The organism is Geobacillus sp. CCR (genome assembly GCF_052906625.1).
Genome location: NZ_JBREBQ010000046.1, coordinates 1 through 19,109 on the forward strand (window position 1 = coordinate 1; position 19,109 = coordinate 19,109).

22 protein-coding genes are annotated in these 19,109 nt (G+C 53.1%); 4 read left to right on the plus strand and 18 right to left on the minus strand.

Going from position 1 to position 19,109, the window contains the following annotated elements; genetic code table 11:
• Both ACVBDQ_RS15960 and pepT read left to right on the plus strand, forming a co-directional pair.
• The coding region (locus tag ACVBDQ_RS15960; protein WP_446663318.1) for a hypothetical protein at positions 1–344 on the plus strand (344 nt) is incomplete at its 5' end.
• 135 nt (positions 345–479) lie between these two features.
• On the plus strand, positions 480–1,715 hold the full coding sequence (pepT, locus tag ACVBDQ_RS15965; protein ID WP_074043635.1) for a peptidase T: 1,236 nt from the start codon (positions 480–482) through the stop codon (positions 1,713–1,715).
• 168 nt (positions 1,716–1,883) lie between these two features.
• Here the strand turns inward: pepT and ACVBDQ_RS15970 are convergent, their stop codons facing one another.
• The 4 genes from ACVBDQ_RS15970 to ACVBDQ_RS15985 form a co-directional block, all read right to left on the minus strand.
• Complete coding sequence (locus tag ACVBDQ_RS15970; RefSeq protein WP_446663319.1) at positions 1,884–3,506, minus strand: bifunctional metallophosphatase/5'-nucleotidase; 1,623 nt, start codon at positions 3,504–3,506, stop codon at positions 1,884–1,886.
• 275 nt (positions 3,507–3,781) lie between these two features.
• Positions 3,782–5,083, minus strand: coding sequence for an ammonium transporter (locus tag ACVBDQ_RS15975; RefSeq protein ID WP_446663320.1), 1,302 nt, complete (start codon positions 5,081–5,083; stop codon positions 3,782–3,784).
• Positions 5,080–5,448 carry a P-II family nitrogen regulator gene (locus ACVBDQ_RS15980; protein WP_074043638.1) on the minus strand — a complete coding sequence of 123 codons (369 nt, stop codon included), beginning with the start codon at positions 5,446–5,448 and terminating at the stop codon, positions 5,080–5,082. Before ACVBDQ_RS15980 ends, ACVBDQ_RS15975 begins: the two co-directional genes overlap by 4 nt.
• Positions 5,449–5,748: 300 nt before the next feature.
• The gene (locus ACVBDQ_RS15985; protein ID WP_074043640.1) at positions 5,749–6,174 is read right to left on the minus strand and encodes an OsmC family protein; all 426 of its coding nucleotides are present in this window, start codon (positions 6,172–6,174) and stop codon (positions 5,749–5,751) included.
• A gap of 175 nt (positions 6,175–6,349) precedes the next feature.
• Here ACVBDQ_RS15985 and plsY point away from each other — a divergent pair, with 175 nt between their 5' ends.
• Both plsY and ACVBDQ_RS15995 read left to right on the plus strand, forming a co-directional pair.
• A complete protein-coding gene (gene plsY, locus ACVBDQ_RS15990; protein ID WP_044737044.1) occupies positions 6,350–6,943 on the plus strand; it encodes a glycerol-3-phosphate 1-O-acyltransferase PlsY in 594 nt (197 codons plus the stop codon).
• Between the two features lie 28 nt (positions 6,944–6,971).
• A complete protein-coding gene (locus ACVBDQ_RS15995; RefSeq protein WP_074043641.1) occupies positions 6,972–8,336 on the plus strand; it encodes an RsmF rRNA methyltransferase first C-terminal domain-containing protein in 1,365 nt (454 codons plus the stop codon).
• A gap of 74 nt (positions 8,337–8,410) precedes the next feature.
• On the opposite strand, the gene ACVBDQ_RS16000 is transcribed toward ACVBDQ_RS15995, so the two are convergent.
• The 14 genes from ACVBDQ_RS16000 to ACVBDQ_RS16065 form a co-directional block, all read right to left on the minus strand.
• Positions 8,411–8,986 carry a YpmS family protein gene (locus ACVBDQ_RS16000; RefSeq protein ID WP_074043642.1) on the minus strand — a complete coding sequence of 192 codons (576 nt, stop codon included), beginning with the start codon at positions 8,984–8,986 and terminating at the stop codon, positions 8,411–8,413.
• Positions 8,983–9,768, minus strand: a complete 786-nt coding sequence (locus tag ACVBDQ_RS16005; protein ID WP_074043643.1) for an SGNH/GDSL hydrolase family protein — start codon at positions 9,766–9,768, stop codon at positions 8,983–8,985. Before ACVBDQ_RS16005 ends, ACVBDQ_RS16000 begins: the two co-directional genes overlap by 4 nt.
• 71 nt (positions 9,769–9,839) lie before the next feature.
• On the minus strand, positions 9,840–10,412 hold the full coding sequence (locus tag ACVBDQ_RS16010; RefSeq protein ID WP_074043644.1) for an SCO family protein: 573 nt from the start codon (positions 10,410–10,412) through the stop codon (positions 9,840–9,842).
• A gap of 48 nt (positions 10,413–10,460) precedes the next feature.
• Positions 10,461–10,640 (minus strand): hypothetical protein, encoded by a 180-nt coding sequence (locus ACVBDQ_RS16015; RefSeq protein ID WP_074043645.1) that lies wholly within the window; start codon positions 10,638–10,640, stop codon positions 10,461–10,463.
• A gap of 197 nt (positions 10,641–10,837) precedes the next feature.
• Positions 10,838–11,089 carry a YpmP family protein gene (locus ACVBDQ_RS16020; RefSeq protein ID WP_074043652.1) on the minus strand — a complete coding sequence of 84 codons (252 nt, stop codon included), beginning with the start codon at positions 11,087–11,089 and terminating at the stop codon, positions 10,838–10,840.
• Between the two features lie 106 nt (positions 11,090–11,195).
• Positions 11,196–12,467: a threonine ammonia-lyase IlvA gene (ilvA, locus tag ACVBDQ_RS16025; RefSeq protein ID WP_074043646.1), complete on the minus strand. Its 1,272-nt coding sequence runs from the start codon at positions 12,465–12,467 to the stop codon at positions 11,196–11,198.
• 313 nt (positions 12,468–12,780) lie between these two features.
• Positions 12,781–13,224, minus strand: a complete 444-nt coding sequence (locus ACVBDQ_RS16030) for a YndM family protein (protein ID WP_074043647.1) — start codon at positions 13,222–13,224, stop codon at positions 12,781–12,783.
• Between the two features lie 212 nt (positions 13,225–13,436).
• Positions 13,437–13,931, minus strand: a complete 495-nt coding sequence (locus ACVBDQ_RS16035) for a dihydrofolate reductase (RefSeq protein WP_074043648.1) — start codon at positions 13,929–13,931, stop codon at positions 13,437–13,439.
• A 14-nt stretch (positions 13,932–13,945) separates the two neighbouring features.
• Complete coding sequence (gene thyA / locus ACVBDQ_RS16040) at positions 13,946–14,740, minus strand: thymidylate synthase (protein WP_074043649.1); 795 nt, start codon at positions 14,738–14,740, stop codon at positions 13,946–13,948.
• Positions 14,741–14,814: 74 nt separating this feature from the next.
• The gene (locus ACVBDQ_RS16045; RefSeq protein ID WP_074043650.1) at positions 14,815–15,519 is read right to left on the minus strand and encodes an anthrax toxin lethal factor-related metalloendopeptidase; all 705 of its coding nucleotides are present in this window, start codon (positions 15,517–15,519) and stop codon (positions 14,815–14,817) included.
• A 91-nt stretch (positions 15,520–15,610) separates the two neighbouring features.
• The gene (locus ACVBDQ_RS16050; protein ID WP_176202420.1) at positions 15,611–16,189 is read right to left on the minus strand and encodes a YpjP family protein; all 579 of its coding nucleotides are present in this window, start codon (positions 16,187–16,189) and stop codon (positions 15,611–15,613) included.
• A 21-nt stretch (positions 16,190–16,210) separates the two neighbouring features.
• Positions 16,211–17,395 (minus strand): LL-diaminopimelate aminotransferase, encoded by a 1,185-nt coding sequence (locus ACVBDQ_RS16055; RefSeq protein WP_446663321.1) that lies wholly within the window; start codon positions 17,393–17,395, stop codon positions 16,211–16,213.
• Between the two features lie 647 nt (positions 17,396–18,042).
• The gene (locus ACVBDQ_RS16060) at positions 18,043–18,174 is read right to left on the minus strand and encodes a YuzL family protein (protein WP_011231272.1); all 132 of its coding nucleotides are present in this window, start codon (positions 18,172–18,174) and stop codon (positions 18,043–18,045) included.
• A gap of 98 nt (positions 18,175–18,272) precedes the next feature.
• Complete coding sequence (locus tag ACVBDQ_RS16065) at positions 18,273–18,710, minus strand: BrxA/BrxB family bacilliredoxin (protein ID WP_074043654.1); 438 nt, start codon at positions 18,708–18,710, stop codon at positions 18,273–18,275.
• Positions 18,711–19,109 lie beyond the last annotated feature (399 nt).

The following is a 19,109-nucleotide window of genomic DNA, read 5'->3' on the forward strand; positions in this document are numbered from 1 at the left end:
ATCCTAGTGGTATCGAAAGCACTTACGAGACCTCCTTAATGTTGATTTCACCGCTAACATTATTGCCAGGATCTCGTCAGTGCTTTCTCTTTTTTGTCACTAAATCACAAAATTTGGTGATGAACCACAAAAGAAAACGTGAACAATCTGGAAACGAAAGCGACACCAGGAAATCTTGCTGCGCAAAAACAGGCAGAAAGCGAAAAAAACAAGCAGCGTGCACCGAAGATGTGACCAAGGAAAAGCGGACGATCCAAAACATCGAAGCGGTTTTCCTAGGCGGTGAACCGCTTTGTTGCGTGAAAGACGTCGCGACGAACCCTCCTTGCCTTTTTTCCTCATGAAGTTGTCCCTCTATTTTTCATTGTTTCGATCCACATATGATAAAATAAAATGGAAAGCGCCGTCTATTTTTTCCTTTCCAGTTGGAAGAATCATTCATCGATCCAAGCAAATCGATGCATAAAGGAGATGGGCCAATGAAACAAGAATTGATCGAACGCTTCATCCGCTACGCGAAAGTCAACACTCAATCCGACCCAAACAGCCATACGTGCCCGTCGACTTCGGGACAGTGGGAGCTGGCGAGAATGCTCGTCGAAGAGCTGAAGTCGATCGGCATGGAAGACGTCACGGTCGACGAAAACGGCTACGTGATGGCGACGCTGCCGGCCAATACGGACAAAAACGTGCCAGTGATCGGCTTTTTGGCTCATATGGACACCGCTCCGGAGTTTACGGGAGCCAACGTCAACCCGCAAATTATCGAACAGTACGACGGCGGGGACATCGTGTTAAACAAAGAACAAGGCATCATCTTGTCGCCGAACGACTTCCCGGAGCTTGCCCACTACAAAGGGCATACGCTCATCACGACCGATGGGACGACGCTGCTTGGTGCTGACGATAAAGCGGGGATCGCCGAAATTATGACCGCGATGAACTATCTCATTCAACACCCGGAAATCAAGCATGGCAAAGTGCGCGTCGCCTTTACGCCGGATGAGGAGATCGGCCGCGGGCCGCATAAATTTGACGTTGCCAAATTCGGCGCCCAATTTGCCTACACGGTCGACGGCGGGCCGCTTGGCGAATTGGAGTATGAAAGCTTCAACGCTGCCGAAGCGAAAATCACGATCAAAGGAAAAAACGTCCATCCGGGCACAGCGAAAGGAAAAATGATCAACTCGATCAAAATCGCCATGGAGTTCCAGCAGCAGCTGCCAGCCCATGAGGCGCCTGAGCATACGGAAGGATATGAAGGGTTTTACCATTTGCTTTCGTTCCAAGGCAGTGTAGAGGAAACGAAGCTTCATTACATCATCCGCGACTTTGACCGCGAACAGTTCGAGGCTCGCAAAGCGAAAATGAAAGAGATCGCGGCTTCGCTTGCGCAAAAATATGGAAACGACCGAATCACTCTCGAAATCAACGACCAATATTACAACATGCGCGAAAAAATCGAGCCGGTGCGCCACATTGTTGACATCGCCCACGAAGCGATGACGAACTTGAGCATTGAACCAAAGGTGAAACCGATCCGCGGCGGCACGGACGGGTCGCAGCTCTCCTACATGGGGCTGCCGACGCCGAACCTTTTCGCCGGCGGCGAAAACTTCCACGGCCGCTACGAATACATTTCCGCCGACAATATGGTGAAAGCGGCCGAAGTGATCGTGGAGATCATCAAGCTGTTCGAGCAAAAAGCATCTTGATCTGCGGAAAAACTCTCTTGAACGGTCTTTTTCTATCGTCCAAGCACAAGCGGCTGCAAGCCCGCCCATTAGGAGTAAAGAAAAGGTGTCCCGAGTCTTTTAGGGACACCTTCTTCATTAGATAAGCGACCGTTCGCCCTTCCATCATTTTTCCTCGGTCAACACCTGTTACGGAAGCCGGTTGATCCGCCCCTCGATCCGTGCTGAGAACGGTTGCTCAAGACCGCGAATATACGAAACAAGGGCATCCAAATCGACCGGGCCGACCTCGCGGTTTGTCCCTTGCGTCAACACCGTGAACCCATCGCCGCCGTCGGCGAGGAAGCTGTTGACCGTCACCGTGTACTCGGCGTCCGGTTTCAGCGGTGTGCCATCAGGAAGCTGAATATCAATGACTTTTTCTCCGACCGGCTTGCTGGCGCTCCATGTATAGCGGAGGCCGGAGATTTGCAGCATGCGCGTTTGGGTTGGCTGCCATTGTTGATTCAAAAGCTGGCGGATTTGCGCGCCGGTGAGCGTCATTTTCACGAGCTGGTTGTTGAACGGCTGAACGTTGTACAATTCGCCCCACGTCACTTCGCCTTGTTCAATATCGGCGCGAATGCCGCCCGGGTTCATAAAGGCAAAATCGGTTTTCATCGCCGCCCGCTGGGCATCGGCGATCAAATTGCCCAAGGCGGACTCGCCGCTTTCGTTTTGTTCATCGGTGATCGTTTCGGCCGCTGTACCAATGACTTGGTTGACAAGCGGCGCGACTTTCGCTTCATATTTTTCAATGAGCGTCCGAATTTCCGGGTCCGGAGTGATGCCGTCATGATAGGTCGTCACGATCTCCGCTTTTTTTGCGACGACGTCTTTCGTGCGTGGGTCGATTTTCAAATCGACATCAGAAAACGCCGTGCCGTATGAATACGACTGAACGAGCAGCTTGCCGTCCACAACCGCATTTAAATAGGCATGGTTATGACCGGCGAAAATCACGTCGACTTCATCATCGATCGTTTTGGCGATATCGACAATTTCCCCGCTTGCGTTTGTCCCATCCGGATTGGATACGCCTGGGTTATGGGCGAGAACGATGATCGTTTGCACCCCTTTTTTCTTCAGTTCCCGGACCGCTTTGTTAATCGCTGTTGCTTCATCGATGAACTTGACTCCCGCGACGCCGCTTGGCGTCACAATCGTTGGTGTTTCCGTGAGCGTGACGCCGATAAATCCGATCGGCATGCCGTTGACCCGCTTAATCACATATGGCGGGAGAATCGGCTTTCCCGTTTGCGCATCAACGACGTTGGCGCTCACGTACGGAAAATCCGCTCCGGCGAAATCGCCGGTCGCCGGGTGGTATCCGCCATGGATCAAGCGGAGCATTTCCGCTACTCCTTCATCAAACTCATGGTTGCCAAGGGTGCCGACGTCAAAGCCGAGCTTATTGAGCACTTCGATCGTCGGCTCGTCCTGCAGCAGCGCCGATACTGGCGGACTCGCGCCGACCGCATCGCCGGCATGGACGAGCAGCGTATTTTTGTTTTCCGCCTCACGCTGTTTCAAATAAGCAGCCAAATAATCAGCCCGTCCGACTTCCCGCCCGCCGACTTTTCTCGTCACATTCAACTGGCCGTGGAAGTCGTTAATGCCTAACAGCTGCACCTCAATATAACGGTGCGAGGAAGCAGGCGGCTTTCCCTTGCTTTTCCCGTTCCCTGCCGCCCCAACTGGAGCCGCGGCCAGCACCGCTGCAGCAGTCAATGCCGATAGCACCCGTCTTCCCCATCGTTTGGAATTCTTCATTCCCGGTTCCCCTTTCTCTCGCCTTCTCGTTCACTCCCATTATATCCTTGCGAGTCAGTACAATGATAGAGCAGAAAGGATGATTTTTCGTAAATATTTTGTAAATTCACAACTGACTGTTGAGAACAACAGAAACAAAAAAGACCGCCCGATAGAGTCTGTTGAACGTATCTCTTCGGACAGCCTTTCTTTTTTAGCTCGATGGACAGCCTGCCGTGGGGCGGGTGTTCCCAAGAATCTCCCACCTCGAAGCACAAGCGTAGGTGGGAGAGCGTTCAACCGACCGCGTTTTTCTTGTTTAACGGAGCAACGCGAATGCCGGTCGTCTCCTCAAAATCGTACAACCCGCCCGGGAGATCGGCAAACCGCTCGAGTTCATTGTAAGCCGGAATGCCGTGGTACGCCATATCGAGCCCTTCTTCTTCCTCACGCTCTGTCGCCCGGAGCCCAACCGTTTTGGCGCATACGTTCGCGATGAGCGCACCGCTGACGAAGCCCCAAATGATGACCGTGAACGCGCCAAGCAGTTGGGTGATGAACAACGACGCATGACCGGTCGTCAACAATCCTTGCGTCAAGTCGAACAAACCGACGGCGAGCGTGCCAAAGACCCCATTAAACCCATGAACCGCCACCGCACCGACCGGGTCGTCAATTTTCAACGCATCGACCAACAGCGTCGCATAGACGACGATGACGCCGCTCACAAGACCGATCAGCACCGCGCTCCATTGCGAAACGAAGGCGCAACCGGCCGTAATGGCCACCAGACCGGACAATACACCGTTCATGACCATGCTTGGATCGGCTTTTCCGTACTTTTTCATCGTCACGAAGAGCGCCGACGCGCCCCCGGCCGCCCCTGACAGCATCGTGTTGAGGGCGATCGATGCCAATGCTTTATTGGATGCGTCGAGCGTACTGCCTGCATTAAACGCAAACCAGCCAAACCATAAAATGAACGCCCCAGCCGAAGCAAGCGGAATATTGCTCGGCGCAAATACGTTCACACTGCCATCCGAGTTGAACCGCCCTTTTCGCGGCCCGAGCCGCTTGGCGATCGCCAGCGCCGCAAAGCCGCCGAGCGCATGAATCGCTGCTGACCCTGCGAAATCTTTCATCCCAAGTTTCGCCAACCAGCCGTCGCTATGCCAAATCCAATGGCCCGATAATGGGTAAACGGCAGCGCAAACGAGAAGAACCGTCACAATGTATGCCTTAAAATTCATCCGCTCGGCAACCGCGCCGGAAATAATCGACACACACGCCACCGCAAACCCGATTTGAAACAAAACGAACGCCGCGCTAGGCAACGGAACAGACAACGAAATACGTTCCGGCGTCCCAAACAATGTCGTGCCGACCCATCCAAACGCATCATCGCCAAACATCAACCCAAAGCCAATGAACCAAAAGGCGAGCGCTCCAACGGTCAAATCAACGAAAATTTTCATTGTCACATTGACGGCGTTTTTCGTCCGCACCAGCCCTGCTTCCAGCAAGCTAAATCCGCCTTCCATAAACAGCACCATCGCCGCAGCGATGACGATCCACACTGCATTGACTTGCTCGATCATGCCTGTCCCTCCCGCTGATTGGCTAACTCGTCGATATCAAAATCCAACGTGCCCGTACGAATGTTGTACGCCTCAAACACCGGGTAGACGAAAATTTTCCCATCTCCGTCTTCCCCGGTTTGCGCAGCGGCGACAATGGTTTGAATCGTCCGCTCGACCATATAATCGGAAAGAACAATTTCCAGCTTCACTTTCGGGTGAAGCGTCACTTTGTAGTTTTTTCCTCGGTAAACTCCTTGCGTGTCCTTCTGTTTTCCCCGCCCAACGACTTGCGAAACGGTAAACCCGGTGATGCCGATCTGTTTCAGCCCTTTAATCGTATCGGTCAATTTTTCCGGCCGGATGATCGCTTCAATTTTTTTCATGTTTCCCGCCGCCCCCCTCAACCGTTTCTTGTGTAATAAAATATAACGTATTTATGTTAAAAATTATAACAATTAAAAGAGCTGTGTCAAGTATGAGGACAAAGTTTTTTTGCGCGCCGCCTATCGGGCGTAGCTCGAAGAAAAGCGGGTCGGCGGGGTGTCCATCCAAACGACTGATCGCCGTTATCCGTTCTAACACAAAAAAGGTGTTCCGCAAACGATCGGAACACCTTTTTCATCGTATTGTCATTCGGCGCTATGCCACGCGAAACGGCCATGAACGCCACGCCCTTCTCCTTGTTAGATCGTCTCCTTCCCGCGCACGCCGTTGATCGAATAGCTCGCCGTAATGGCGGCATTTAACGAATGGGAAACGGAACAATATTTTTCTTTTGACAACCGAATGGCGCGGACGACCTTGTCTTCCGGCAAATCGCCTTCGAGCGCGTAATGAATATGAATTTCTGTAAACCGCTTTGGGTGGTCATCGGCGCGCGTTCCTTCGACTTCCATCGAAAACGCGCGGACATCAAGCCGCATTTTTCGCAAAATCAGAATGATGTCGATGCCGGTGCAGCCGGCTAAGGCGTGAAGCAAAAGCTCCATCGGCCGAGCGCCTGAATCGTTGCCGCCGACGTCTTTCGCGGCGTCGATCGGAATCACCACACCGGAAGCGCTTTGGCCGCTGAATGACATGTTTCCGTTCCATACAACCGTCGTTTTCATCATGGTCGCTCCTTTCTCATCTGTCCGGGGTCGGACGGACTTTCCGACAGCCCGTTTCTTCTTTTCAGTTTAGCGGCTATGTCCTTGAAATGCAAAATTCCTGTCTACCGTTTTCGCTCATGCATGTTAAAATAGAAACATGCACAAACTTGTTGAGTAAAGGGTGTTTGATTCGATGACCGCACTCATTTTGCTTCTTGCTTATCTTCTCGGTTCGATTCCGTTTGGCCTTCTTGTCGGGAAAATCGGCTACGGGATCGACATCCGCGAACACGGGAGCGGCAATCTTGGGGGAACAAACACGTTCCGCGTGCTTGGGGCGAAAGCGGGAACGATCGTCATTGTCGGCGATATGCTAAAAGGGACGCTGGCGGCGAGCTTGCCGATGCTTTTTTCCGTCCCCGTGCATCCGCTGTTAGCCGGTGCGGTCGCCGTGGTCGGCCATATGTATCCGGTGTTCGCCAAGTTCCGCGGCGGCAAGGCGGTGGCGACATCGGGCGGGGTGATGCTGTTTTATTCGCCGTTGTTCTTTTTGTCGCTCATCGCCGTGTTTCTTGTCGTCTTGGCTGTTTCACGCTACGTCTCCCTGTCATCGATGGCCGCGGCGCTGTATGCGGTCGTGTACACCGTCTTTTTCACTGACGACATTCCATTGACGGTGGCAGTGTTGTTGCTGGCTTCGTTTATCTTTTATCGTCATCGCGCCAACATTCAACGCATCTTGAACAAAACGGAGCCGAAAGTGAAATGGCCAGGCAAACGCTCATGACGACGGACGGAGAAAGGAGTTTGTTGCGTTGAGATTGCCGGAAGCATTTGTCGCGAAAATGAAGAAGCTGCTTGATGAAGAAGCAGACGAGTTTTTCGCTGTTTATGAAAACGAAAAAATCAACGGCTTGCGCGTCAATCCGTTGAAAACCGACCCGGGCGCATGGTCAAAAACGGCGCCCTTTTCCCTTTCCCCGGTGCCGTTTTGCCCGACCGGGTTTTATTATGAGCCGGACGAACAGCCGGGAAAGCATCCGTACCATGCGGCCGGCCTGTATTACATTCAAGAACCGAGCGCCATGGCGGTCGCCGAAGCGCTGCGTCCCGCCCCTGGGGAGACAGTGCTTGACTTGTGCGCCGCCCCTGGCGGGAAAACGACCCAGCTTGGAGCGATGATGGAAAACAAAGGGCTGCTTGTCGCCAACGAAATCCACCCGAAACGGGTCAAAGCGCTCGCAGAGAACGTCGAACGGTTCGGCTTGACGAACACCGTTGTCGTCAATGAAACTCCCGAGGCGCTTGCCGAGCGGTTTCCAGGCTTTTTTGACAAAATTTTAGTCGACGCCCCCTGTTCCGGCGAAGGCATGTTTCGCAAGGATGAAGAGGCCGCTTCGTTTTGGAGCCCGGCTTACGTCGAAGAGTGTGCGGCCAGACAGCGGCGCATTTTGGAAAGCGCCTATGCGATGCTGAAAGAAGGCGGCATTCTCGTCTATTCCACGTGCACGTTCTCTCCTGAGGAAAACGAGCAAACGATTGAATGGCTGCTTGAGGCGCACGATGATTTGCGGTTGCTGCCAATTGCGAAAATCGGCGGCATCGAGCCGGGGCGGCCGGAGTGGACGAAAACCAATCGATCCGATCTCGTACACGCCGCCCGCCTTTGGCCGCACCGTCTGAAAGGTGAAGGGCATTTTGTCGCCAAACTGCAAAAACAGCGGCCCACCCCGCCTTGGCGGGGGCGGTGGGCGAAATCGAGCGCGCCAAAAGCCGCTATCCGCCTGTATCGACAGTTTGAACAAGAGGCATTGCGGACAAAACGAGACGGCACGTTCGTGTCATTTGGCGCCCATTTGACTGTGTTGCCCGAGCGTTGCCCGGATTTGTCCGGTTTGAAAATCGTCCGCGCCGGGTTGCACTTAGGGGATGTGAAAAAAGAGCGGTTTGAGCCGAACCATGCCCTTGCCTTGGCGCTGCGGACAGAGGAAGCGAAACATGTGCTTGACCTATCGAGCGCGAGCCGCGAAATCGTCCAATATTGGCGCGGGGAGACGCTTTCCACCAACGGCAACCGCGGTTGGCTGCTTGTGGCTGTGGATGGATTTCCGTTCGCCTGGGGGAAAGAAGTGAAAGGAACGGTGAAAAACTTTTATCCGAAAGGGCTGCGCCTCGTCTAAAACGTCGGAAAAGCGGATGGCAAAGGAGCTCCTAACCGCAAAAAAGACTGTCCTGCAAACGCGGACAGTCTTTTTCACTGGTGCTGCTTGGTCGGAATCGTTAAGGTAAACACGATCTCATCGGCGGCCAAATCGATTTTTTTCGCCGCGACTTGATAGCTGTTGCCAAAGCGAATGTCAGTGAGTGCGACGTAGACACGGGTGTGCTCCGGGTCAATCGCCACTTCATCGGGCAGCGGGGCGTGCTTTTGCAAGTAGCGAAGCACATACGTCACCGGCAGCTTCCAATCGCCAAACGAAATCGTCGGCTCCGTGAGCTCGACATTCCCTCCTTTGACCACTTTTGGCACAAACGAGACGACGAGTTCGACCGGACGACCTAAAATAGGGATTTCGCTTGAAACATAGACGCGATCGGCGAGCCAAACGCGGTATTGCAGCGAATGGCCTTTCGTTTTTTTCACCAAATAATCGTTAATGACGGCGTTCAAATGTGCTTTCTTCGAGTAAACAGTAAATGAGGCTCCTTCGACATCCGGGTGCGCCGGCCGTTTCACCGGCGGAGACGGCTTAAGCAGCCAGGCGGCGGCTAAAACAATGACCGCCGCGTTGACAGCCGCCAACATCCAAAACGCTCGTTTCCAATTCATTGCAATAAGCTCCCTACCCACCACTCTTTTTGTTGATCTAACGCTTCATACACTCGCATGGCAATCTGTTCGTATCCTGCGGCATTCGGATGAAATTCGTCGCGATGAAGTAATTCGTCGCGGTCGATGAAGATGTCTTGAATATCAACGAAGATCGTCCGGTCATACCGTGAAAGCACTGCCCGGCTGGCGCTGTTCCACTCAGCGATGACGTCATCGATTTCCGGAATGTTCGGCAACGTGCTGGAAAACGGATTGTATAAGCCGACGAGCACAACGACCGCATACGGGTTGACGGTGCGCAACGAGATCAACAGATGGTCGAGCCGGTCGGCAAACATTTCCCTCGCTTGCCGAAACCGCTCGCGCGACAAGTCCAAAAAGTGCGAACGAACGACGTTCATCACATCGTTGCCGCCAATTGTCAGCACTATCACATCCGCCTGCCCGAGCTCCTTTCGATGAGCGGCAATGACCGGCTCGAGGTCGACGATACGCCGGCCGCGCTTGCCGAAATTCGTCACTGTCACCGTTCGCACCCCTTCTTCTGCCGAAAGGAGCGGGACAAGGCGGCCGACATAGCCGCCTTTCCCTTCGCCGTCTCCCACTCCTTCCGTCAACGAATCGCCTAAAGCGACCAAATGAATATCTTTCGGCAGCGGCTTCGCTTCCAGCAGTTTGCCGGCCGCTTCATTCGGGTGCTCCAGTTTCCCGCCGGCTGAAAAGGCGGCGCATCCGACAAGCAGCCAACTCCATATGATCAGCCATCCCCATCGTTTCACGTTTGACACCTGCCTTTTGCCGCAACAAGGGAGAGGCGAAAAGAAGGCAAAACAGCGGCACCGCCTTTGCCTTAGCGCGACGACTGCAAAATTTCGATATGCTCCAAAATCGTGTCATACGGCACATTTTCCACGCCGTTGTACGTTTGCGCCACTTTACCGTCCGGACCGACTAAATAAAAGCTTGTGCCGTGGATGACTTGGTCATCATTGGCGGGCTTTTGCACGATCGTTTTAAAGCTTTTTTGCGCCAGCTCGCTGATTTCGGCGAGGCTGTATCCGGTCAGCAAATGCCAGTTTGATAGATCGTCTGTAAACTGTTTCGCATAGGCTTCGAGTTTTTCGGGCGTATCGACTTCGGGGTCGACGCTGAACGAAACAAATTCCACATCAAGCCCTTTTTCTTCCGCCTTTTCCTTCAATTTCGCCATATGGGCCGTCATCGGCGGACAAACCGTTTCACAATTCGTAAAAATAAAATCGGCGACCCATACTTTTCCTTTCAAGTCGCGAAGCCCAAACGGCTTGCCGGACTGATCGACGAACGTAAAGTCGGCGACCGGCCAGTTTTTGGCGTCCGGAATCGTTTTTCCGCACGCCGCGAGCAAACAAACTGCCACGATCATCATCATCCGTTTCCACATCGCTCGTTCATCCTTTTCCGTCTACATCATTTTTCCTTCGAGCTGCACTTATTCTCGATCTGGTTCTTCAGTATAGTACATGAGCGCAAGCGCCCCAGGGCCGGTGTGAATGGAAATGACCGGCGTCGTTTCAACCCGCGTGTGGCCGATCATGCTCGAAACCATTTCGGCGGGCACTGCCGCCGGCACATCGGCTGTCGAATCGGTTACAATTTTTACGTTTTTCATCGATTCACTCCCGTATGCATCAAGGGCGAATCCAGTTCCAAGGACGCCCCGCGGCGTTCAATCAAGCGGCCATGCGGAGTTTCCGCCGAACTTTTCGTTTCTCCCCCATCGTCATCTCGTTTCAATTATATAACGAAACCGCCCAAAATCCCACCAAAAAAAAGTTGTTTTGCCGGCCAGGGGCAAAACAACAACGATCATGCATTATGCTTTAACACCGTCTCTTTAAAGATCTGTTCATATACAGGCCATTTCAGCACTTTCTTCAAATGTTCGCGGAACGAATACACAGAACGGCTCGTTCTCGATCGGTACACCTTTGCAATAAACGCCTCCAAGCGCAGTTGGACCATGAATCGGTACGTGTTCTCTTCCTCCAATACAGGAATTTCGATAATCTTCACTTTCTGCCCATACGCGTTTTTGAACTCGAGGCTTTTGAATAGCAAAATATCAATCCTCTTTTTCACCGATTTACTTCTATTATACACCAATCCGGTGAAAAAGTATGTCGGAATGCGGCGAATTTGTTCCGACTTTTTTCGTATTTTTTCGTTAGATCAATAAATGGAACAAGTTCGGGTCTTTGTTCACTTCTTGGAACGGGAAGCCTTTTTTCTTCATCCGCTCGATGAGCGGCGCGTAGTCTTCGCGCCGTTTCAGCTCGATGCCGACGAGCGCCGGGCCGCTTTCTTTGTTGTTTTTCTTCGTGTACTCAAACCGGGTGATGTCATCGGTCGGCCCAAGTACTTCATCCAAAAACTCGCGCAACGCCCCAGCCCGCTGCGGGAAGTTGACGATGAAATAGTGTTGCAGTCCTTCGTAAATCATCGAGCGTTCTTTGATTTCCTGCATCCGGTCGATGTCGTTGTTGCCGCCGCTGACGACGCAGACGACCGTCTTGCCGCGGATTTGTTCCTTGTAAAAATCAAGCGCGGCGATCGGCAGCGCCCCCGCCGGTTCGGCGACAATGGCGTTTTCGTTGTACAGCTCCAAAATCGTCGTGCACACTTTCCCTTCCGGAACGACGACGATGTCATCAAGCACCCCGCGGCATAAGGCGAACGTCTTTTCCCCGACCGTCTTGACGGCAGCCCCATCCACGAACTTGTCGATTTCCTCGAGCGTCACGACATGTCCGCGCTCGAGCGCCGCTTTCATCGACGGGGCGCCAGCCGGCTCGACGCCGATCACCTTGGTGGACGGAGAAATGCTTTTCACATACGTCCCAAGTCCGGCCATCAATCCCCCGCCGCCGATGCTGGCGAACAAAAAGTCGATCGGTTCATCGCAGTCGTTTAACACCTCGACGCCAATCGTCCCCTGTCCGGCAATGACGTATTCATCATCAAACGGATGGATGAACGTCCGCCCTTCCGCCTCGGCGCACTTCACCGCTTCGTTGTATGAATCATCAAACGTGTCGCCGACAAGCACGATCTCGACCATGTCTTTGCCAAATAGCTGCACTTGCGACACTTTTTGCCGAGGCGTGGTCGCGGGCATGTAAATTTTCCCATGCACGCCAAGCGCCCGGCACGAGTAAGCCACTCCTTGGGCATGGTTGCCGGCGCTGGCGCATACCACCCCGTTTCTCCGCTCCTCATCGGTTAAATGCTTCATCCGGTTGTACGCCCCGCGCAGCTTAAACGAACGCACGACTTGCAAATCCTCGCGCTTTAAGTAGACATTGCATTCATAGCGCTCGGATAACAGCGGGTTTTTTTGCAGCGGCGTATGGGAAACAACATCCTTCAGCGTATGATACGCGATCAAAATGTCCTCGACGTATACCGCCCCTTGCTTTCGTTTCAGCTGTTGTTCCATGTTCTCGTTCCCTTTCTTTCTAAGTTGTCTTTGATTTGTAGATTATATCACAAATTCGCAAAAAGAAAAGGGAATTTTCGAAAAGTTTTTGAGTGAAGATGGGCTGGCTCGCGATCATCGCGATTGTCCCGCTTTACCGGGCGCTTCCGCCGGCCGGACTCACGTTTTTGGCCTGACGCCATCCGATGAGCGCCGTCCTTCCTGCTCGAAACCTCTCCCTAGCCACCTCGCCAGACGGCAACGCGGCGAATGTGCAACACCTGCACGGCGAACTACTTCTTAATGCGCAAGCGGACAGAAAAAACGACCGGCGCTATGCCCGGTCGTCCTCTTTTTTGAACTCTTCTTCCTCGGCAAATTCCGTCGCCCATCTTCCCTCATCATACCAGCGGTGCGCTTCTTCCCGTCTTGCTTCTTCGTGCACATGGTTTTCCATATACAAATGGAAAAACGCTTCAACCGCTCCGATCGCCAAGGCGCTGAAAAACGCGCCGTACGCCATGTTGACGGACGGGGCAATGAGTGCAAAGCTGACCGGCCAAATAAGCAAAAAGGAAAGCGGCACGTCAAGAGCGGCAGCGACAAAATGGCCGACGCGCGGCAACACGAACAGATCGCCGATAATATAAGAAACAAGCGCCGTCACGATCGTCATGAGTGAAATCAAGGAAAGCGGGGCATTGAAGATCGTAAACATCGAAAACAAGACGACGCTCCAAGCGGCCAGTTTGACGACAAACGGAACGATATGCTTCATCGTCTTCCTCCATTTCCATCGTTGTTCTAGTTGTTATCGTTCCTTTTTTGCCCCGCTTCTATGCAGAAAAAACACACTTGACCGTTCGGCGCGGTCGGTTTCAAAACGTTCGTATCCCGACTAAAAAAGACGTCCCATGTTTTTGGGACGCCTTCTTCAACTTTCCGTACGCCAGCTGCAAACGCACGTTCATGCCAACGTACGATATGTGCCTATTTTGTCTCTTTCCGCTCGTAAATGAGAAAGGCGTGTTCATACGGATTTCTTTCGTCTTTCACCCCCGGCGTATAGGAAACGATGTCCCACTCATCTTCCAAAATAGGGGGATAAAACGTATCGCCGGGGAAGGAAGCAAAAATTTTCGTCACATACAGCCGATCAGCGATGGGCATCGTCACTTCAAACAATTCAGCCCCGCCGATGATAAACACTTCATCGGCGCGAGCAGCGATCCATTGCTTTACTTCCTCAAGCGAATGAAGCACAAGGCAGCCTTCCGGGCGAAACGAGCGGTTGCGCGTGACGACGACGTTTTCCCGCCCAGGAAGCGGGCGGCCGATCGCTTCAAACGTTTTGCGCCCCATCACGATGGCATGGCCCATCGTCACCCGTTTAAAATATGCCAAATCGGCCGGCAAATGCCAAGGCAAGCGGTTGTCTTTGCCGATCACCCGGTTTTCATCCATCGCCACAATGTGCGAAATCATGCCGCCCCTCTCCTTTACACGGCTACCGGCGCTTTAATCGCCGGATGCGGGTCATAGCCGACGATCTCGAAATCGTCGTATTCGTAGTCGAAAATGGACGACGGCTTCCGTTTGATCACGAGCTTCGGCAGCGGGCGCGGCTCGCGCGTCAGCTGCAGTTTCGCTTGCTCAAGATGGTTTTTGTACAAATGGACGTCGCCGCCGGTGAAAATGAGTTCGCCGACATCGAGGTCGCACTGCTGGGCGATCATATGCGTCAAGAGCGCATAGCTGGCAATATTAAACGGCAGCCCTAAAAACGTATCAACGGAGCGCTGCTGCCACATGCACGACAACCGACCGTTCGCGACATAAAACTGAAATGCATAATGGCACGGCGGCAGCTTCATCTCGTCCAATTCCGCCACGTTCCAAGCGCTCACAAGCAGCCGGCGTGAATTCGGATTTCGTTTGATCTCCTCGACGACCCAGGCGATCTGGTCGATTGTTTTCCCGTCCGCCCCTTTCCATGAGCGCCATTGCGCGCCGTAAATCGGGCCGAGGTCGCCGTTTTCATCCGCCCACTCGTCCCAAATCGTCACGCCATTCTCCTGCAAATAGCGGACGTTCGTATCGCCTTTTAAAAACCAAAGCAGTTCATAAATGATGGAGCGAATATGCAATTTTTTCGTTGTCACGAGCGGAAATCCATCTTGCAAGTTGAAGCGGAGCTGGCGGCCGAACACCGACAGCGTGCCGACGCCCGTGCGGTCCTCTTTTTCGACGCCGTTTTCTAAAATATCCTCCAATAACTGCAAATATTGCCGCAATGTTCTCACCTCACGCTCTATCATATCATAAAGCAACGCATGGTGAACCACTTGTCCATAAAAAAACGAGCCTTTTACGAGGCCCGTTCCGCCAATCCGCGGATCAACGCATATGTTCTCGGCGCTGCCGCCCGCAACGTTTGCCGCGTCTCTTCGCTTGCATAATAATAGGCAAACGCCTCGGCAAAATACTCTTCCGGATAGGTCAAAAAATAATATTCGCCAGGAAAGAGCCGCGGCGCCTCCTCCCGCCAAATCGCTTGAAATTCGTCCGTTTCATGAATGCGGTCAAATACAATGTAATCGAGCGAATGAGCAAACTCATGCAGCTCCAAATTGACCGAGCCATGCCCTTTTCCTTTTTCGCTATGGCCGAGGCGGACAAGCACTAAATGCGACCCGCCGATGCCCGGCACGTCATCCCATGTTTTCGAACCCGGCATATAACCGCGCGGCGTTTTTCCGCGCAAATGGCGGGCCGTCGGCTCATCGGTGATCGGGCCGGTTAACAGTTGGATGTAAATATGGTGATCTGCCGCCTGCTCTAAAATCGTGCGATCAATGCGGGCGAGCGTCCGGATCGTTTCATTCGCTTCAGAGGCGGAAAACTCCGTCTCCGGCACGATGATGATGCGGCCAAGCACATCATGAGACGGAACACCCCTAAGGCCAAGGCTGCTTTCTTCAAGCAGCACGCCATGGGCAGCCGGATACGGCGAGAACGACAGAAGGGGAATGGCGAACAGCGCCGCCAGCAAGCTAGTGAGTAGCCGTTTCATCGTGGTTCCCCCGCTTCTTTCAATCTATGAAAATCATATCATAGAACGAAGCGGGGAAAAACGCGCAAAATCAGGAAAACGCCGCAGGCGATTATGTACGCCAGTTCGGCGGCGTATTTTTTGACCAGTAGATTTTCCCGAGTTCATGATGGGCTTGAAACCCATCATCGCATGTATGATAGTGAAACTGAAACCAATATCCGTCTTGCGGCGGATGCTCGCGGCGGACGTGAAAGCGGATCAAATCCTCTCCCGTATCCGCCCGATACAAATGAAAAATGCGCTCCCCGAGCCCGCCGGACGGGTTCTCTGACACGGCCAAATAGCGAAGCTCCTCCTCCGGATAGCGCGCGGCAAGCTCGGCGATCACTTCTTCAATGCGCGGCAAAATGACGGCGCGAAACTCATCTTCAATGACCGGAGCGATTTTGCGGCCGAACTTTTCATAGGACTGGACAACTGCCTTTTCCATCGTCCGCTCAATGAATTGAGCTCGCGTCAACGAAACAGCTTCCGCGGCAGGACTTGCCGGACTGTGCTGCCAATCGGAAGACGATGCATCATCTGACGGCGGCTCTTTGGCCGCGAGCAGCGAAGCGGGCGGTGTGACAAGTCCAAACGTGCAAACCGTAATGGCAGCAACAAGCGTTTTTCGAAGCCAAGACGGCAGCTTCATCGTCTTCACCTCCCGCTACCGCCGATCAGCGGCCGGAGACGCGAACAAGCCGGTTGCCTTGAGTTTCTCGACTGCCAGGCGCAAAACGTTTTCCGGCTGCACAAGGGCGATGCGCACGTAGCCTTCGCCGCTCGGCCCGAACGCGTGCCCAGGCGTCACGACGACGCCGGCTTGGTCGATCAGCGCCTTCGCAAACGAAAGCGATGTAAAGCCGTCCGGAATTTTTGCCCACACGAACATGCCGGCTTGCGGACGGTCAACCGTCCAACCGATGTCAGCGAGTCCATCCACGAGCGCATCGCGGCGCGCTTGATAAATCATGCGGCTCTGGGCGCAAAAGCCGGCGCCATGGCGGAGCACTTCCGCGGCCGCTTTTTGCAGCGGCCAAAAAATGCCGTAATCCAAATTGGACTTAAACTCGGCAAACGCACGAATCACCTCGGCATTTCCGCATAAGTAGCCGACCCGGCAGCCGGCCATGTTGTAGCTTTTTGACAACGAATTGATCTCCACGCCAACGTCCTTTGCGCCTGGAACAGAAAGAAAACTCACCGGTTTGTTTCCGTCATAATACAGCTCGCCGTAAGCAAAATCGGAAACAACGAGGATATCGTACCGCTTCGCAAACTCAACCACTTCGCGATAAAATGATTCTGTCGCTACGGCGGGCACCGGATTCCCTGGAAAGTTAAGAAACATGATCGCCGCCCGTTTGGCGATGTCCTCCGGGATCGCACGCAAATCCGGCAAAAAGCTGTTTTCCTCCCTCAGCGGCAGAAAATACGGCATCGCTTCCGCCATCGCCACCCCCGCCGCATACGCCGGGTACCCGGGATCCGGCAATAGAATGACATCCCCCGGGTCAGCGAACACCATCGGCAAATGAACGAGCCCGTCTTGTGACCCGATCACGTACGTCACTTCCGTCTCTGGATCGAGCACAACGCCATGCGCCGTCCGATAATAATCGGCGACCGCTTCATGAAACTCGCGAATGCCCTTTAATGTGTAGCCGTACGCATTCGGCTCGTTGGCGTAGCGGGCGATCGCCTCACGCACAAACGGCGCCGGGGGCAAATCCGGGCTGCCAACGCTCAAGTCGATCCACTCGTCATGAAGGTGGCGCTGCTTTTGACGATACGCCGTCAACTCGGCGAAAATCGATGCCGAAAACGCGTTCATTCGTTTCGCTTTTTTCATTTCGTCTTCCTCTCCCTTGACAAGACAAAAACTGCATTTTCTTTTTGCTTTTGTTGGTATATACTTTTATCATAGTTCCGAAAGAAGACACCCGCTTCAACCGCGTGAAGGTTGCAGCCCAGCGATCAGCGACAAATGGATGTCGGTTGGCGTCAGCCAAAACACATGATAAAATCAAGGTATATCATGTTCTTTGTGAACTGGATATAGGGGGTTGCATGGAGAATATCCAATGCGAAAACCAAGCAAAGCCTTCCATGCGTAAAATATCCAAGGCGCGAAAGAACTCCGAATCGTCGGATGCCTAGGGTTGGGACGACCCGAAGTCACGCTCAGGGAGACGAAAGAATGCTTTCGTCGTGGAACTGAGAAGCTCCCACTTCAAGCAAAGCGAAGTGGGGGTAGTTCACATGAATAGTGTATCATAGATTCTCAGCGAAAATATAGACAGAAAGGCGGGAAAAATGAAACATGAACACGATCTTTTTTGCGGCCAGCCTCATTACATTGCTTTACTTTATTTATAGTTGTATCGCCAACGCCTAAACGCTCTTGGCGATCCATCCAGCTCCCTTGGCATTCTGTTGGATGCGAAGGGAGTTTGCGCATGAAAACGACAAAAGGAGCCCCGCATCGGGAGCTCCTTTTTAATCGATTTTTGTTTTTTTGCGGGCAGAGTCAAGCTCGAACGCGCCTGTCTCCGTCTCCGTCGTGCCTTGCCCTCGAACATCTGGGGCGCTGACGCCCGTTTTCGAACGATCTTTTTTCCGCTTCGGCACGCCCGATCACCTCCGCCCTTATCGTTCCCGCCAACGCGCCGTTGTATGCGGAACGAAAGCGAATCAACGCAAGCGGTTCGCTCCTCGCTCGCACCGCATCAGCCGCAATATTTGTCAAACGCAGCCAAAATATTTTCCATCACGTCCTCCATCGAGTGAAACTCGATGTCTTCGCGCGGAATGAAGTGAACGACTTCTTTTCCTTTTAAGAGCGCCATCGACGGCGAAGACGGCGGATAGCCGACAAAGTATTCGCGCATTTTCGCCGTCGCTTCTTTATCTTGGCCGGCAAATACGGTGACGAAATGATCCGGCTTTTTCTCGCTCCGCAGCACCGCCTGCGTCGCCGCCGGGCGCGCCAATCCAGCGGCGCAGCCGCACACCGAGTTGACAAAGACAAACGTCGTTCCTTCCACTTGTTCCATAAACTGCTCGACTTCCTCGCTCGTGCGCAATTCGCGGAAGCCGGCGCGGACGAGTTCATCCCGCATCGGCTGCACGAGCTGGCGCATATATTCTTCATACGCCATCGACATGGCCATCATCCCTCCACCCTATAGTCGCTGTGCTATCAGCATACTATACTTCCGGTGCAAAAATCAATGAAGATGACTGCTGTGCTTCCCTATTCACCTTTTCCTGACGGCCAAAAAATGATGCCTCAAGCTTCGGCAACATTTCAGCAATGACGAATAAAGCCCTGGAGGATGGACTCCAAAGGCTTTGCTTGGATTCGGGAACATGTTCTGAAAAGCGAATGCGCAGACGTAAAGAAAATTAGAAACCCGATTTAATTGTAATAAATTGAGGGTCTTCACCATTTTCTGTGATTTCCACTCAACCCCAGAAATATGTTAGCTGGATGAAATCGGTTCATCAGTCAGGATCCTTCTTCCGCATACAGACCACGAAGTTGGTAGAATGGAAACAGTCAA